Source organism: Streptomyces sp. NPDC058632, assembly GCF_042717095.1.
Lineage (GTDB): Bacteria > Actinomycetota > Actinomycetes > Streptomycetales > Streptomycetaceae > Streptomyces.
The window spans coordinates 1-15066 of record NZ_JBHXQZ010000048.1; the positions used below are offsets into that span (position 1 = coordinate 1).

At 73.1% G+C, this 15066-nt stretch carries 11 protein-coding genes and 1 pseudogene; 3 read left to right on the forward strand and 9 right to left on the reverse strand.

Translation table 11 applies throughout. The features are described 5' to 3' along the window. Positions 1-16: 16 nt before the first annotated feature. The 5 genes from ACFWVE_RS19425 to ACFWVE_RS19445 all read right to left on the reverse strand — a co-directional run bounded on the left by ACFWVE_RS19425 (position 17) and on the right by ACFWVE_RS19445 (position 6345). Positions 17-1039, reverse strand: a complete 1023-nt coding sequence (locus ACFWVE_RS19425; protein WP_384015503.1) for a TIGR03842 family LLM class F420-dependent oxidoreductase — start codon at positions 1037-1039, stop codon at positions 17-19. Positions 1040-1050: 11 nt separating this feature from the next. Further along, positions 1051-2451 carry a dihydropyrimidinase gene (gene hydA / locus ACFWVE_RS19430; protein WP_384015505.1) on the reverse strand — a complete coding sequence of 467 codons (1401 nt, stop codon included), beginning with the start codon at positions 2449-2451 and terminating at the stop codon, positions 1051-1053. A gap of 157 nt (positions 2452-2608) precedes the next feature. Continuing rightward, a complete protein-coding gene (locus ACFWVE_RS19435; RefSeq protein WP_384015507.1) occupies positions 2609-3895 on the reverse strand; it encodes an aspartate aminotransferase family protein in 1287 nt (428 codons plus the stop codon). Further along, positions 3892-4734 (reverse strand): nitrilase-related carbon-nitrogen hydrolase, encoded by an 843-nt coding sequence (locus tag ACFWVE_RS19440; protein WP_384015509.1) that lies wholly within the window; start codon positions 4732-4734, stop codon positions 3892-3894. The genes ACFWVE_RS19435 and ACFWVE_RS19440 overlap by 4 nt, the downstream gene beginning before the upstream one ends. Positions 4735-4920: 186 nt before the next feature. After that, the gene (locus tag ACFWVE_RS19445) at positions 4921-6345 is read right to left on the reverse strand and encodes a hypothetical protein (RefSeq protein WP_384015511.1); all 1425 of its coding nucleotides are present in this window, start codon (positions 6343-6345) and stop codon (positions 4921-4923) included. A 175-nt stretch (positions 6346-6520) separates the two neighbouring features. Between ACFWVE_RS19445 and ACFWVE_RS19450 the strand changes: the two are divergent. After that, a pseudogene (locus ACFWVE_RS19450) lies at positions 6521-6868 on the forward strand (M24 family metallopeptidase); the annotation flags it as partial. Between the two features lie 242 nt (positions 6869-7110). Beyond that, positions 7111-9810 (forward strand): ATP-dependent Clp protease ATP-binding subunit, encoded by a 2700-nt coding sequence (locus ACFWVE_RS19455; protein ID WP_384015513.1) that lies wholly within the window; start codon positions 7111-7113, stop codon positions 9808-9810. A 68-nt stretch (positions 9811-9878) separates the two neighbouring features. Here ACFWVE_RS19455 and ggt read toward each other — a convergent pair whose 3' ends face one another. Continuing rightward, the gene (ggt, locus tag ACFWVE_RS19460) at positions 9879-11705 is read right to left on the reverse strand and encodes a gamma-glutamyltransferase (RefSeq protein ID WP_384015515.1); all 1827 of its coding nucleotides are present in this window, start codon (positions 11703-11705) and stop codon (positions 9879-9881) included. Positions 11706-11870: 165 nt separating this feature from the next. Here ggt and ACFWVE_RS19465 point away from each other — a divergent pair, with 165 nt between their 5' ends. Continuing rightward, positions 11871-12665, forward strand: a complete 795-nt coding sequence (locus tag ACFWVE_RS19465; RefSeq protein ID WP_384015517.1) for a hypothetical protein — start codon at positions 11871-11873, stop codon at positions 12663-12665. Positions 12666-13060: 395 nt separating this feature from the next. Here ACFWVE_RS19465 and ACFWVE_RS19470 read toward each other — a convergent pair whose 3' ends face one another. The 3 genes from ACFWVE_RS19470 to ACFWVE_RS19480 all read right to left on the reverse strand — a co-directional run bounded on the left by ACFWVE_RS19470 (position 13061) and on the right by ACFWVE_RS19480 (position 15022). Continuing rightward, entirely contained in the window at positions 13061-13471 is a 411-nt protein-coding gene (locus ACFWVE_RS19470) for a DUF6278 family protein (protein ID WP_384015519.1), read from the reverse strand. 73 nt (positions 13472-13544) lie between these two features. Next, complete coding sequence (locus ACFWVE_RS19475) at positions 13545-14324, reverse strand: exodeoxyribonuclease III (protein WP_384015520.1); 780 nt, start codon at positions 14322-14324, stop codon at positions 13545-13547. Between the two features lie 62 nt (positions 14325-14386). Beyond that, the gene (locus ACFWVE_RS19480) at positions 14387-15022 is read right to left on the reverse strand and encodes an MBL fold metallo-hydrolase (RefSeq protein ID WP_384015522.1); all 636 of its coding nucleotides are present in this window, start codon (positions 15020-15022) and stop codon (positions 14387-14389) included. Positions 15023-15066 lie beyond the last annotated feature (44 nt).

Consider the following 15066-nt stretch of genomic DNA (forward strand, 5'->3'; position numbering starts at 1 on the left):
GGCCGCACGGGCCGGATCAGCCGTTGACCGCCGGGATCACGTGGGTCCCGTACACGTCGATCACTTTTTCCGGGGCGTCGTGCATGTCGTAGACGGCGAACTGGTCGACGCCCAGGGCGCGGAGCGCCTTCAGCTTCCCGACGTGCTGCTCCACCGTGCCGATCAGGCAGAACCGGTCGACGATCCGGTCGGGCACGAACGCGGTGTCGGGGTTGCCGCTGCGGCCGTGGTGGGCGTAGTCGTACTCCTGGCGGGAGGCGATGTAGTCGGTCAGTTCGTGCGGGACGACGCCGCTGTCGGTACCGTACCGGGCGACCAGGTCGGCGACGTGGTTGCCGACCATCCCGCCGAACCAGCGGCACTGCTCGCGCGCGTGGGCGAGGGCCTCCGGGGAGTCGTCCTCGGTGACGTAGGCCGGGGCGGCGACGCAGACGGTCACCTCGGCGGGGTCGCGACCGGCGGCGACGGCGGCGTCCTTGACGGCCTTGACCATGGTCTCGGTGAGATAGGGGTCGGCGAGCTGGAGGATGAACCCGTCGGCCTCCTCCCCGGCCATCTTCAGCGCCTTCGGCCCGTACGCGGCCATCCACACGGGGAGGCGGGAGCCCTCCCCGATCCAGGGGAAGCGGACGACGGTGCCGCCGCCGAGGTCTGCCTCCCCGCCCTCGGCGAGGGTGCGGATGACCTTCATGGCCTCGCTCATGCGGGCCAGGGTGTTGGGGGCGCGGCCGGCGACCCGCATCGCGGAGTCGCCCCGGCCGATGCCGCAGACGGTGCGGTTGCCGAACATGTCGTTGAGGGTGGCGAAGGTGGAGGCGGTGACCTCCCAGGCGCGGGTGCCCGGGTTGGTGACCATCGGGCCGACGGTGAGCGTCGTCGTGCGGGCGAGGATCTGGCTGTGGATGACGAAGGGTTCCTGCCAGAGCACGGCGGAGTCGAAGGTCCAGCCGTGGGTGAAGCCGGCCTGTTCGGCGCGCTTCATCAGGTCGACGACCCGCGAGGCCGGCGGGTCGGTCTGCAGAACGAGTCCGAAGTCCATCCGTGCTGCTCCTAGGTGAGGTACTGGCAGGTGGACCGCGGGGTGTAGACGCCGTGACCCGCGCGGCCGGTGTACTCCCGTTCGGTGATGACGGGTTCACCGCGCGAGAGGACGGTCTCGACGCGGCCGGTGACGCGCTTGCCCTCGTAGGCCGAGTAGTCGACGTTCATGTGGTGGGTCGCGGCGGAGATGACCTGCTCGGCGTGCGGGTCGTAGATCACGACGTCGGCGTCGGCTCCGGGCGCGAGGGTGCCCTTCTTCGGGTACAGGCCGAACATGCGGGCCGGGGTGGCGCAGGCGATCTCGATCCAGCGGCGGCGGGTGAGGTGCCCGTCGACAACTGCCTGGTGGAGCAGGTCCATTCGGTTCTCGACGCCCGGCAGACCGTTGGGAATCCTGGAGAAGTCGCCGCGGCCGAGGTCCTTCTGGCCGGTGAAGCAGAACGGGCAGTGGTCGGTGGAGACCACCTGGAGGTCGTTGGTGCGCAGGCCCCGCCACAGCGCGGCCTGGTGCTCCTTCGGCCTCAGGGGCGTGCTGCACACGTACTTGGCACCCTCGAAGTCAGGCTCGGCGAGGTTGTCGGTGGACAGGAACAGGTACTGCGGGCAGGTCTCGCCGAAGACGTTCAGGCCCTCGTCGCGGGCGCGCGCCAGTTCGGCGACCGCCTCCGTCGCGGAGACGTGGACGACGTACAGCGGGGCACCGGCGACCTGGGCGAGGCGGATGGCGCGGTGGGTGGCCTCGGCCTCCAGCAGGGCCTTGCGGACCTCGCCGTGGTGGCGGGGATCCGTCTCGCCGCGGGCCAGGGCCTGCTCGACGAGGACGTCGATCGCGATGCCGTTCTCTGCGTGCATCATGATCAGGCCGCCGTTCCCGGCGGAGCGCTGCATGGCACGCAGGATCTGTCCGTCGTCGCTGTAGAAGACGCCGGGGTAGGCCATGAACTGCTTGAAGGAGGTGACGCCCTCCTCGACCAGCCGGTCCATCTCCTTGAGGGTGTCCGGGTTCACGTCGGAGACGATCATGTGGAAGCCGTAGTCGACGGCGCAGTTTCCCTCGGCCTTGGCGTGCCAGGTGTCCAGTCCCTCGCGCAGGGAGTGGCCGACGCTCTGCACGGCGAAGTCGACGACGGTCGTCGTACCGCCCCAGGCGGCGGCCCGGGTGCCGGTCTCGAAGGTGTCGGAGGCGAAGGTGCCGCCGAACGGCAGCTCCATGTGGGTGTGGGCGTCGACGCCGCCCGGGAGGACGTACTTCCCGGTGGCGTCGATGGTCCGGTCCGCGGTGAACGTCTCGGCGGCCGGGGTGTCCGAGGCGGCCAGGGCCGCGATGCGGCCGCCCTCGATCAGGACGTCGGCGTGGAGTTCGTCGGAGGCGGTGATGACGAGGCCACCACGGATGACGGTACGGCTCATGCGTGCACGCTCCGCTGGGTCGTGGTCGAAAGGTGCGGGTCGTCGGTGGCTGGTCGCGCCCGCGCGGCGGCAGCCGCACATCGATCCCGGCCCCGCACCCCTTGAGGGCTTCGCCCCGCACGGGGGACGCGGGCAACCGGGGGCGGGCGTCGGGCCACTACTCGAGGCTCCGCAGGGCCTGTTCGAGGACGGCGGCGCCCTCCTCGGCCTCCGCGACGGTGAGCGACAGGGGCGGGGCGATGCGCAGGACGCTGGTGTTGTGGCCGCCGCCCTTGCCGATGAGCAGTCCGCCCTGGCGGGCGGCCTCCAGCACGACGGAGGCGGCCCGGGGGTCTGCCTCGTCGGTGCCCGGTCTGGTCAGCTCGACGCCGATCATCAGCCCGCGACCGCGGACCTCCCGCACGGCGGGCACCTGGGCGGCGACGGCCCGCAGGCGTTCGATGAGCAGGCCGCCGACCCGCCGGGCGTTGCCCTGGAGGTCGTGTTCGAGGAGGTAGGCGAGGTTGGCCAGGCCGGCGGCCATGGTGACCTGGGTGCCGCCGAACGTCGAAATGCTCTGGGAATCCAGGCAGTTCATGATCTCGGCACGGGCGACGACGCCGCCGACGGACATGCCGTTGCCGATGCCCTTGGCGAAGGTCACTATGTCGGGCGGGCCGTTTCGGGCGTGTGCCTGCCAGCCCCAGAAGTGGTCGCCGGTGCGGCCCCAGCCGGTCTGCACCTCGTCGGAGATCCACAGGACGCCGTGTGCGTGCAGGACTTCGCGGAACGCCGCGTACAGTCCGTCGGGCGGTGAGGTGAAACCGCCGACGCCCTGGATCGGCTCGGCGATCAGGGCCGCGGGCGGCCTCGTGTGGCCGAGCAGGTCCTTGAGATCGTCGACGCAGGCCGCGATGAACTCGTCGTCGCCGAGCGGGGCGTACGGGCCGCGGGTGCGCACGCCTCCGTGCACGTACAGGGTCTGCAGCGGGGACAGCCCGGTCGGGGACCATCCGCGGTTGCCGGTGATGCCGACGGCGCTGAAGGAGCGGCCGTGGTAGCTGTTGCGCATCGCCAGGACGGTGTTGCTGCGCCGGTGGGCGGTGGCGAGCAGCAGGGCGGTGTCATTGGCCTCGGTGCCGGAGGTGGTGAAGAAGACGCGGGCGTCCGGGATGCCGCTCAACTTGGCGACATGTTCAGCGAGTTCCACCATCCGCCGGTTGAGGTAGAGGGTGGAGGAATGGATGATCCGCCCGGCCTGCTCGGCGACCGCCTTCGTCACCTCGGGCAGGGCGTGGGCGGTCATGGTGGTGAGGATGCCGCCGAAGAAGTCGAGGTACCGGTTGCCCTCGGAGTCCCAGACGTGACGGCCCTCGCCGTGGGTGATCTCGATCGGCTCCTCGTAGTAGAGGGCGAGCCAGTCGGGGAGCACGCAGCGGTGGCGGCCCAGGAGGTCGCCGGTCACGGCCGCACCAGCCCCTCGTAGGCGTCGGGGCGGCGGTCGCGGTAGAAGGCCCACTGCTGCCGCACCTCCTCGATGAGGCCGAGGTCGAGGTCCCGGACCACGAGTTCCTCCTTGCTGTCGCTGGCGACATCGCCGACGAACTGCCCGCGGGGGTCGACGAAGTACGAGGTGCCGTAGAAGTCGTTGTCCCCGTACTCCTCCTGGCCCACACGGTTGATCGCGGCGACGAAGTACTCGTTGGCGACGGCCGCGGCCGGCTGTTCCAGCTGCCACAGGTGGGACGAGAGTCCGCGGTGCGTGGCGGACGGGTTGTAGACCAACTGAGCTCCGTTGAGTCCGAGTTGACGCCAGCCCTCCGGAAAGTGGCGGTCGTAGCAGATGTAGACGCCGACCTTGCCGACGGCGGTGTCGAAGACGGGCCAGCCGAGGTTGCCGGGCTTGAAGTAGAACTTCTCCCAGAACCCCTTGACCTGCGGGATGTGGTGCTTGCGGTACTTGCCGAGGACGGTGCCGTCGGCGTCGATCACGGCGGCGGTGTTGTAGTAGAACCCCGACTGCTCGACCTCGAACACCGGCACGACGATCACCATGCCGGTCTCGCGGGCCAGTTCCCGCATCCGGGTGACGGTCGGCCCGTCGGGCACGGGCTCGGCCCAGCGGTAGTGCTCGGCGTCCTGGACCTGGCAGAAGTAGGGGGAGTTGAAGACTTCCTGGAACCCGATGATCCTCGCGCCCCGCCGGGCCGCCTCGCGGGCGTGCTCCTCGTGCTTCGCCAGCATGGACTCGGTGTCGCCGGTCCAGGTGGCCTGGACCAGGGCGGCACGTACGACGTTGGCCATGAGCTGCTCCTTCGACGCGACGTCAGCGCCTCTACGCCCGTAGAAGCGGTCGTAGAGGGACGAACGTAAGCCTCGCGGACGGCCTTGCCAAGACCATCGTCGTGAAGCCGCGGAGTCGATCGTGTTTCGCACTCCGGTGGGTGAGTCCCCGTGCCGGCCGGTCCGGGCCTGTCCGGCGGGGCCCGGTCAGGCGGTGAATCCGGCGACGCGCAGGGCGTGCAGCAGGTCCCAGTACCGCTCCTCGGAGACGCCCCGGGCGGCGCCGAGGAGCAGCGGGACGAGCCGCTCGGGTCCGGGGGCCGCGCTGCGGGCCGCCTCCGCGGGAGTGCGCATCCTGACGTAGGCGTCGAGGAGCGTGCGCACCTCTCGGTGGCGGCCCTCGGCGTCCAGGGCGAGGACCGCCCGACCGGTTTCCTCGGCGGGCCGTACGACGCCCTGGCGCAGGATCTGCTCGGCGTCGTCCGCGTGCCCCGCCGCGGTCAGCGCGTCGGCCGCGGCGACCAGCCGGTCGGCGGGCAGGGAGGCGGCCTCCCACAGCAGCGTCGTCCAGTCGGCGCCCAGCCCCGCGCTCCGCATCCCGTCCGCGAGCAGTGGGAGGCGGGCGGCGGGCCACGACGCGGCCTCGGCGAGCAGGGCGTGCGCCTCGCCGCTGCGCCCGTCGCGGCGCAGCCGCGCGAGGGTGCCGACGAGCCGGTCGGCCTCCTGCCGCTGGGCCGCGTCGACGGGGTCCCCGGCCGCCCACGACTCGTCGCGCGCGCCGGGACGCGCCCGCGCCCGCTCCTCCCCCGCGTCGTCGGCGACCCCGGCGAAGCGTGCCCCGCGCGGGGTGCGGGCGGTACGGACGACGGGGGCGGGCCCGGACCCGGGTGCGGGCGTGTGCGTGGGCTCGGACGGGGCGACGGAGGGCGGTACGGCGACGGGGGCCGTCTCCTCGTCCGCCACACCGGCGAAGCGGGCGCTGCCGCGACGCCGTTTGCGCTGCTTGGGCACGGGGGCGGGCCGGCCGGCGGGGGCGTCGCGACGGGTGCCCTCCCGCTCGGGGCCCGCGCCGGGTACGGGCGCGGGCCCCGGTACGGGCGCCGCCCCGGCGGGCGTCTGCCGTGTCCGTCGGTCCAGGGCTGCCGCGCGGTCCCGGAGTTCCGCGCACCGCGCGGTGGCCCGGTCGTGGTCGTCGCGGGCCCAGGCGAGGTCGACGCCGAGCGTGTCGGCCTCCGCCCGGGTGGCGGCGCGGGCGAGGGCACCGCTCAGGTGCGCGTGCCGCTCCGCCGCGTACTCCTGCTCGCGGAGCATCACGTCGAGCCGGTCGCCGAGCGCCTCCCGGGCGCCGGGCCCGGCGTCGTACGCGGCGAGGGCGGCGGCGTGCAGGCCACGGGCCTTCGGCTTCTCGGACTCGGCGGCGCCTGCGCCGTGGACGGTACGCAGGTCCTGGAGCAGCGCCTCCACCACGTCCCAGGGCGGCACCTCACGCCCGTCGAGACAGGCCCGCATGCCGTCGGGGTCCCGGTGCCAGAACACCGCGCACCAGCCGTCGGACGGGTCCAGCCGGGCCAGCAGCCCGTGCAGGTAGTCCGTGAACTCCCGGATCCGGACCGGGAGCGTCTCCACTGCCATGGCCAACTCCCACCATCACCGGAGCACTTCGCCCCGTAGGCAACACCCCTCGTGTTACGGGGGCGCTACAGGGAGTTTTCGACAGCGGGCAAGGTGCGCCTGCCGGGCGTGGCGACGCCCGGCAGGCGCTCGCCCGAGGCCTTCGGCTCAGGCCGCGACCGGTGGCGCGACCGGCGTGGAAACCGCCGGGCGGGCCCTGGCGTCGGGCGGGCCCTGGCGTCGGGCGTCGGGCATCGGGCGTCGGGCATCGGGCATCGGGGCCGCCGTGGTCGGCAACCGCACCGGCCGCCGCGTGCACGAGGACCCGTCGGTCCCGAACGAGGGCCGGCCGGGCCGGGACACGCCCCTGCGGCACGGCATGGTCCTCGCGATCGAGCCCGTGCTCGTGGGCGGCGGCCCGGACGGCTTCCACACCGCCCCCGACCACTGGACCCTGCGCACCGACGACCACTCCCGAGCCTCCCGCGCCGAACACACCGTGGCCGTCACCGACGCGGGCCCCCGCATCCTCACCGCCCGCTGAGGGCGCCCCGCGCGGTGGTGCGGTTCCGAGGTGCTGCCCCGGAGCGATCGTGCGAGGGTGTTCTCGAGCGCGCCGCAGGCGGCACCCGCACCGCGGGGCCACGCATGTGTGCGACCGGGAGACGGCCGGGCACCCGCGTCCGGACCGTACGTCGAGCAGTGAGCGCGCCCCGGGCCTCCTTCAGGTTCCCGGTTCCGCCCGGCCCTGGGGGACCCCGCAGGGGCGGGCGGAACGGGATGTCCATGAGCAGCGGGTTCACGGGTCCGGAGGGCTACGGCTCGGACCCCTTCGGAGAATTTCTCGCACGTTTCTTCGGCGGGCCGCGCCCCCGGCAGGTCGACATCGGCCGGCTGCTGAGCCAGCCGGCCAGGGATCTGGTGCGCGGTGCCGCGCAGTACGCCGCCGAGCACGGCAGCCGGGACCTGGACACCCAGCACCTGCTGCGCGCCGCGCTGGCCACCGAACCGACCCGCGGTCTGCTCAGCCGGGCGGGCGCGGACCCCGACTCGATGGCGTCGGAGATCGACGAACGGTCCGGGCCCGTCCAGCACGGGCCGGACGACACCCCACCGCCGACGTCGCTCTCCCTCACCCCTGCCGTCAAGCGGGCCCTGCTGGACGCGCACGAGATGGCCCGGTCGACCGGGGCCGGGTACATCGGTCCCGAGCATGTGCTCAGCGCCCTGGCGGCCAACCCCGACTCGGCCGCCGGGCACATCCTGGACGCGGCCCGGTTCGCCGCCGCCGGAGGGCCGCCCGACGCCCCGGACCCGGCGCAGCCCCGCCCCGAGCGGCCCCGCACCGCCACGGGCACGCCGACGCTGGACCAGTACGGCCGTGACCTCACCGAGCTGGCCCGTGAGGGCCGCATCGACCCGGTGATCGGGCGGGAGGAGGAGATCGAGCAGACCATCGAGGTGCTCTCCCGGCGCGGCAAGAACAACCCGGTGCTGATCGGTGACGCGGGCGTCGGGAAGACCGCCGTGGTGGAGGGTCTGGCGCAGCGGATCGTCGACGGGGACGTGCCCGACGTGCTGACGGCCCGGCGGGTGGTCGCGCTGGACCTGACGGCCGTGGTCGCCGGGACCCGTTACCGGGGCGACTTCGAGGAGCGGATGACCAGCATCGTCGACGAGATCCGGTCCCACTCGGACCGGCTGATCGTCTTCATCGACGAGCTGCACACCGTCGTGGGCGCCGGGGGCGGCGGCGAGGGCGGTTCGATGGACGCCGGCAACATCCTCAAGCCGGCGCTGGCCCGCGGCGAGCTGCACATCGTGGGCGCGACCACGCTGGAGGAGTACCGCCGGATCGAGAAGGACGCGGCGCTGGCCCGCCGCTTCCAGCCGATCATGGTGCCGGAGCCCACGCCCTCCGACGCGATCGCCATCCTGCGCGGTCTGCGGGACCGGTACGAGGCCCACCACCAGGTCCGCTACACCGACGAGGCGCTGGTGGCGGCCGTGGAGCTGTCCGACCGCTATCTCAGCGACCGCCGCCTGCCGGACAAGGCGATCGACCTGATCGACCAGGCCGGCGCCCGGGTGCGGCTGCGGTCCCGGACCAAGGGCATGGACGTACGCGCTCTGGAGCAGGAACTGGAGCAGCTGACCTGCGACAAGGACCAGGCGGTCGCCGACGAGCGGTACGAGCAGGCGACGCGGCTGCGGGACCGCATCGGCGAGCTGAAGGAACGGATCACCGAGGTCGGTGGCGAGGGCCGGGTCGACGAGGGCCAGAGTCTGGTGGTGGACGCCGAGGCGATCGCGGAGGTGGTGTCCCGGCAGACCGGCATTCCGGTCAGCCGTCTCACCGAGGAGGAGAAGGACCGGCTGCTGGGTCTCGCGGAGCATCTGCGCCGGCGGGTCGTCGGCCAGGACGAGGCGGTGCGGGTGGTCGCGGACGCGGTGCTGCGCTCGCGGGCCGGGCTCGCCAGCCCCGACCGGCCGATCGGCAGTTTCCTGTTCCTCGGGCCGACCGGCGTCGGCAAGACGGAGCTGGCGCGGGCGCTGGCCGAGGCCCTGTTCGGCAGCGAGGACCGCATGGTCCGCCTCGACATGAGCGAGTACCAGGAGCGGCACACCGTCAGCCGGCTGGTGGGTGCCCCGCCCGGATACGTCGGCCACGAGGAGGCGGGGCAGCTGACCGAGGTGGTGCGCAGGCATCCGTACTCGCTGCTGCTGCTCGACGAGGTGGAGAAGGCGCATCCGGACGTCTTCAACGTCCTGCTCCAGGTCCTCGACGACGGCCGCCTGACCGACTCCCAGGGCAGGACGGTGGACTTCAGCAACACCGTGATCGTGATGACGAGCAACCTCGGTTCCGAGGCCATCACGCGGCGCGGTGGGTCGCTGGGCTTCTCGGCGGGCGGCGCGGACGCGGACGAGGAGGCGCGGCGGGAGCAGGTCCTGCGGCCGCTGCGGGAACACTTCCGGCCCGAGTTCCTCAACCGGATCGACGAGGTGGTGGTGTTCCGTCAGCTGACCGCCGTGGAGCTGCGGCGGATCACCGATCTGCTGCTGGAGGCGACGCGGCGCGGGCTGCGGGGGCAGGGTGTCGCGGTCGAGTTCACCGAGGCGGCCGTGGACTGGCTGGCGCGGCGCGGCCACCAGCCCGAGTACGGGGCGCGGCCGCTGCGCCGCACCATCCAGCGGGAGGTCGACAACCAGCTCTCCCGGCTGCTGCTGGACGGCACGGTCCGCGGCGGCGACCGGGTGACGGTGGACACGGCGGACGGGAACCTCACGTTCCGGACGCAGGCGGGGACCGGCACCGACGCGGGGACCAGGAGCGGATCGACGGCCGACACCGGGGCAGGAGCCGGGGCCGGATCGACGGCCGACACCGGGGCAGAGGCCGGGGCCGGCGGCGGGTCGACGGCCGGCCCCGGCACCGGCACCGGCCGTGAGGAGCCCCCAGCGCCGGAACCGCCCGAACGGTGAGCGCGAGGGCCCCCGTTCCCCCCGGGGGGCACGGGGGCCCTCGCCTTCCCGCCGACCGGGCCTGCGGCCTACCGCGCCGGGCGCACCACCATCGCCGAGCCGCCTCCCCGGCGGGTCTTCTCCGCCGCGGCGACCCATCGGCCGTCCGGCAGCCGCTGCACGGCGGTGGTCGCGCCGATCTCCGGGTTGGCCTGGAAGGAGTGCCCGATGGCCTCCAGCTTCTGCCGTACCGCGCTGTCGTACAGGCCGGGTTCGAGGTCGGTGCGGGCCGTGTTGCGCTGGCTGGCGCGCGGCGCGGCGATCGCGTCGACCAGCGGCAGACCGCGGTCGAGGAAGCCGGTGAGGGTCTGCAGCACGGTGGTGATGATGGTCGAACCGCCGGGCGAGCCGAGCGCCACGACCGGCCGGCCGTGGCCGTCGAGCACGATCGTCGGGGCCATCGAGGACCGGGGCCGCTTGCCGGGACCCGGCAGGTTCGGGTCGTGGACGGCCGGGTTCGCCGGGGCGAAGGAGAAGTCGGTCAGCTCGTTGTTGAGCAGGAACCCGCGGCCGGGCACGGTGATGCCGCTGCCGCCGGTCTGCTCGATGGTGAGCGTGTAGGAGACGACGTTGCCCCAGCGGTCGGCGGTGGTGAGGTGCGTGGTGCTCTCACCCTCGTACGTCGTCGGGGCCGCGGCGTGGCCGGTCGCACAGGGCGCGGGGTCGCGCGGGTCGCCGGGGGCGAGCGGGCTGGTGAGGACGGCGTCGTCCTGGACGAGGCACGCGCGGGAGTCGGCGTACCGCTGGGAGAGCAGTTCCCTCGTCGGTACGTCCTCGAAGGCGGGGTCGCCGACCCAGCGGCCCCGGTCGGCGAACGCGATGCGGCTGGCTTCGATGAGGCGGTGCAGGTAGCGGGCGTCGTCGGCGCGGGAGAGGTCGGTCGACTCCAGGATGTTGAGGGCCTCGCCGACGGTGGTGCCGCCGGAGGAGGAGGGCGCCATGGCGTAGACGTCCAGGCCGCGGTACGACGTCCTGGTGGGCGGCTGGGACGTGGCCCGGTACGCCGCGAGGTCCCGGGCCGAGAGGTCGCCGGGGCGGGCGTTCCAGCCGGATTCCGGATCCACGGGCGGCTCGTTGACCGTGTCCACGATGTCCCGGCCGATGCCGCCCCGGTACAGCGCGTCGACGCCCTTCCTGCCCAGCTCCGCGTAGGTGCGGGCGAGGTCGGGGTTCTTGAAGGCGGTGCCGACGACCGGGAGTTCGCCGCCGGGCAGGAACAGCTCGGCGGTGGCGGGGAAGTGGCGGAAGCGCGTCTCGTTGGCGGCGGTCTGGGCGCGGAAGGTGCTGTCGACGGTGAACCCGTCGCGGGCGAGCTTCTCGGCGGGCCTCAGGACCGTCCGCAGGGACGTGCTGCCCCACTTCTCGAGCGCCCGCTGCCAGGTGGCCGGTGTGCCCGGGGTGCCGACGCCGAGGCCGCTGCTGACGGCTTCGGCGAAGGGGACGGGGGTGCCGTTCTCCAGGAAGAGGCCGGAGTCGGCGGTCAGCGGGGCGGTCTCGCGTCCGTCGATCGTCCGCACGGTGCGGGACCCGGCGTCGTAGTGGACGAAGTAGCCGCCTCCGCCGATACCGGCCGAGTAGGGCTCGGTGACGCCGAGCGCGGCGGCGGTGGCGACGGCCGCGTCGACGGCGTTCCCGCCCTTCCTCAAGATCTCGATGCCGGCGGCGGAGGCGTCGGCGTCGACGCTGGAGACCGCTCCGCCGTGGCCGACGGCCACCGGGGTCTTGGCGGGTGGCGTGGCAGGGGTCCGGCCGGGCTCGCCCCGCGTGGCGGCCGTGGGCGGCGCTGCCGCTCCCGCCGAGACCACGACGGCGGTGACCGCCAGAACCGTCAGCTTCCGTCCGACACGATGACGCATCCGCACCTCCGTTGAAGGGCCGTTCCCGCAGCCTAATTCATCACCATGCCCACGTCAGGCACATCGGGGGGCGTGCCGTGGGGCGTGCCGTCGTGGCCTCCCCGGACGCCCTTTCCCCGGACGTCTCGAACACCGGTTTGCCCGAGCCCGCTAGCATGCGCGCCCATGAGTGACGACGTACGCAACATTGTTCTGGGTGTGGTCGCCTCCGGCCTCTTCGCCGCGCTGGGCTGGGTCGCCCGCACCTACCTGTGGAAGCGCAAGCTCCGGCGCAAGCAGGCCTTCTTCGGACTGCCGGAGAACTCCGAGTCGCTCCTCGTCGTCAACCGCGATCCGGCCACGGCGGAACCTGCCGTGCACCGCTTCGACGTGTTCTCGCTGCTGGAGCTCTCGGCGCTGATCAAGGACTGCGGGGCGCATGTCCAGGTGGTCACCCAGGACGTGGTCCATCAGGGTCTCGGTGAGCGCACGGAGTTCTGCGTGGGGGGCCCCGCGTCGAACCGGCGGATGGTGGCCCACATGACGGCGATGCTGCCGGGGGTACGCGTCAACATAGATCCCGAACCGGGCCCGGACCGGGGCGCCTTCCGGATCGGCACCGAGCTCTACCGGATGGAGCCGGGGGTCACGGAGTACGTCCTGCTCGCCCGGCTCACCGCCGGTGAACGGCGTGACGCCCGGCCGGTCTTCGTGTTCTGCGGCCAGCGTGCGATCACCAACCAGGCCGCCACCCGCTATCTCGCCCGGCATCACGAGCGGCTGGCCCGCAAGCACGGTTCCCATTCCTTCGTCCTGCTGCTGAAGGTCGTCAACTCGCAGGCGTACGGTCCCGATGTCGTCGAGGTGGTCGGAGACGTGACCCGCGCCGCGCAGACCCCGCTGCCGGCCCCCGCCGCCGAATCCTCTCCCGACCCGGCACCCGCTCCCGCGCCCGCCTCGCGGAAGAAGCAGAAGTCCTGAACCTCCCGGAGGGCGTGCACAGGCGGGCGACGACCGGGCGCGACCCGTCCGGCGCGCAGCTGACCTTCTGCCCTGCGGCGAACGACCCGTGGCACGGGCCGCCTTCGCCACGCGGGCAGTGATCTCCGGCTGCCGCCGGGCGAGACTGGCCGTGGTGAACCGCCGCCCCGCGGACGTGGAGCGGCAGGCCCCTCCCGGCGAGGTGTCCCCGCTGTGACCGCGGAGTCCCCTTCCTCACCGGGACGGAGAAAACATCGTAGTCGAGGCCGGGGTGGGGACGTCCCGGCGGGACCCCGCCCAGTGTTCGGGAATCCTGGAGAGGAAGTCCTCGGCCCGGCCGCTGCCCGGTGGGCGCCGGAGCGGGACCGGTCGGGGCCGGAGCTCCGCCCGGCGTCTCAGGCCTCCGCGACCTCGGCGTACAGCTGGGACAGTTCGGGCACCCCGCCGGCGGCCCAGGCGTGCCCGGAGTCCACGACGTCGAACTCCCGCCCGGAGGCGAGCCGTACGACGGGCTGGCCGTCGGGCCGGATCTCCCAGACGGCTCCTGGGACGGTGCGCACGATGACCGTGCCCAGATACAGCCCCGCGTCGTTGCCCAGCCAGGTCAGGGTGTCCTCGTCGTCCCGCCAGCTTCCCGGGACCATCTGGTCCAGCGCCTCCAACGAGGCCGGGGAGTCGTCCAGCCGGACACCGGCCCGGGCCACCTGGGAACGCAGCAGCTCGCACTCGGCGAGGAGTTCCGCGAGGCCTTCGGGATCGCGGACCCCGAGGTTTTGGCGCCGGTGGCCCAGGAAGGGGATGTTCATCCCTCCAGGGTGACATTCGTACCGCCGTCCGCACCACGGGGCGCGCGGGCGACTGCCGTCGGGCGGCCGGTGATCACACGTCCAGGTCGACCACGACCGGCGCGTGGTCCGAGGCGCCCTTGCCCTTGCGCTCCTCGCGGTCGACGTAGGCGTCGGAAACGGCCTTGGCGAACGGCTCGTTGCCGTACACCAGGTCGATGCGCATGCCGCGGTTCTTGGGGAAGCCGAGCTGGCGGTAGTCCCAGTACGTGAACGGGTGGTCGTACTTCAGCGGGCGCGGGACGACGTCGGTCAGGCCGGTCTCGCGCAGGGCCGCGAGGGCGGCGCGCTCGGCCGGGGTGACATGGGTGGAGCCCTCGAAGGCGGCGCGGTCGTACACGTCGTCGTCGGTCGGCGCCACGTTGTAGTCGCCGAGCACCGCGAAGGGGCGGTTGCCCGCCGCGTCACCGGCCACGGCGGCCTTCAGCGCCTCGAACCACCGGAGCTTGTACGCGTAGTGCGCGTGGTCCACCTCACGGCCGTTGGGCACGTACACCGACCAGACGCGGACCGGGCCGCAGGTCGCACGGACGGCTCGGGGCTCCGACGAGCCGTCGTAGTCCGGGCCGCCGGGCAGGCCCTTGACGACGTCCTCGAGGCCTACGCGGGAGAGCACCGCCACACCGTTCCACCGGCCGGTGGCGTGCACCGCCGACTCGTAGCCCAGCTCGCGCAGTTGCTCCACCGGGAACTGGTCCTCGGCGACCTTGGCCTCCTGGAGGCACAGCACGTCCGTGCCGCTGCTCTCCAGCCAGGCCAGGAGCCTCGGCAGGCGGGCGGTGATCGAGTTCACGTTCCAGGTCGCGATGCGCATGTTCCCCAACCTACCGGGCACCTCCGACAGTGTCCGACCACCGCCGTCGGACACGGTCCGGCTCACAGCTCGACCGTCGCCCCCGGGGCCAGCCGCAGGTGCGGAGCGCCGCCGAGGGCGCCGATCTGGCGGTCGTAGATCGGCCGGGCCAGGTCGGTGAGCAGGGCGTCGTGGATGTCGTAGGCGCGCTCCGGCCGGACCTCGCGGACGTAGTCGATGACCTCCGAGATCTTGTTCCAGGGGGCCATGACGGGGAGCATCAGCGTCCGGACCGGGTGGTCGGGGACGGTGAGGGCGTCCCCGGGGTGGAAGAGGGCGCCGCCGTCGACGAGGTAGCCGACGTTGGTGACCCGCGGGATGTCCGGGTGGATCACGGCGTGCAGTTCACCGTGCACCTGCACCTCGAAGCCCGCGGCGGTGAACGTGTCGCCGTGGCCGACGGTGTGCACCCGGCCGGGGAACGCGGCCGAGAGCTGGTCCGCGACGGACTTCAGGGTCCAGACCCCGGCGGCCGGGTCGGCCTCCAGGGCGGCCCTGAGCCTGCCCTCGTCGAAGTGGTCGGGGTGCTCGTGGGTGACGAGGATGACGTCCGCGCCGAGCGCGGCGTCCTCCTCGCTGAACCCTCCGGGGTCGACGACGAGGGTGCGGCCCTCCTTCTCCAGGCGGACGCAGGAGTGCGACTTCTTCGTGAGCCTCATACGTCCATCCTGCCCCCGCGGGCCCGCTCCGGCACGAGGCACCC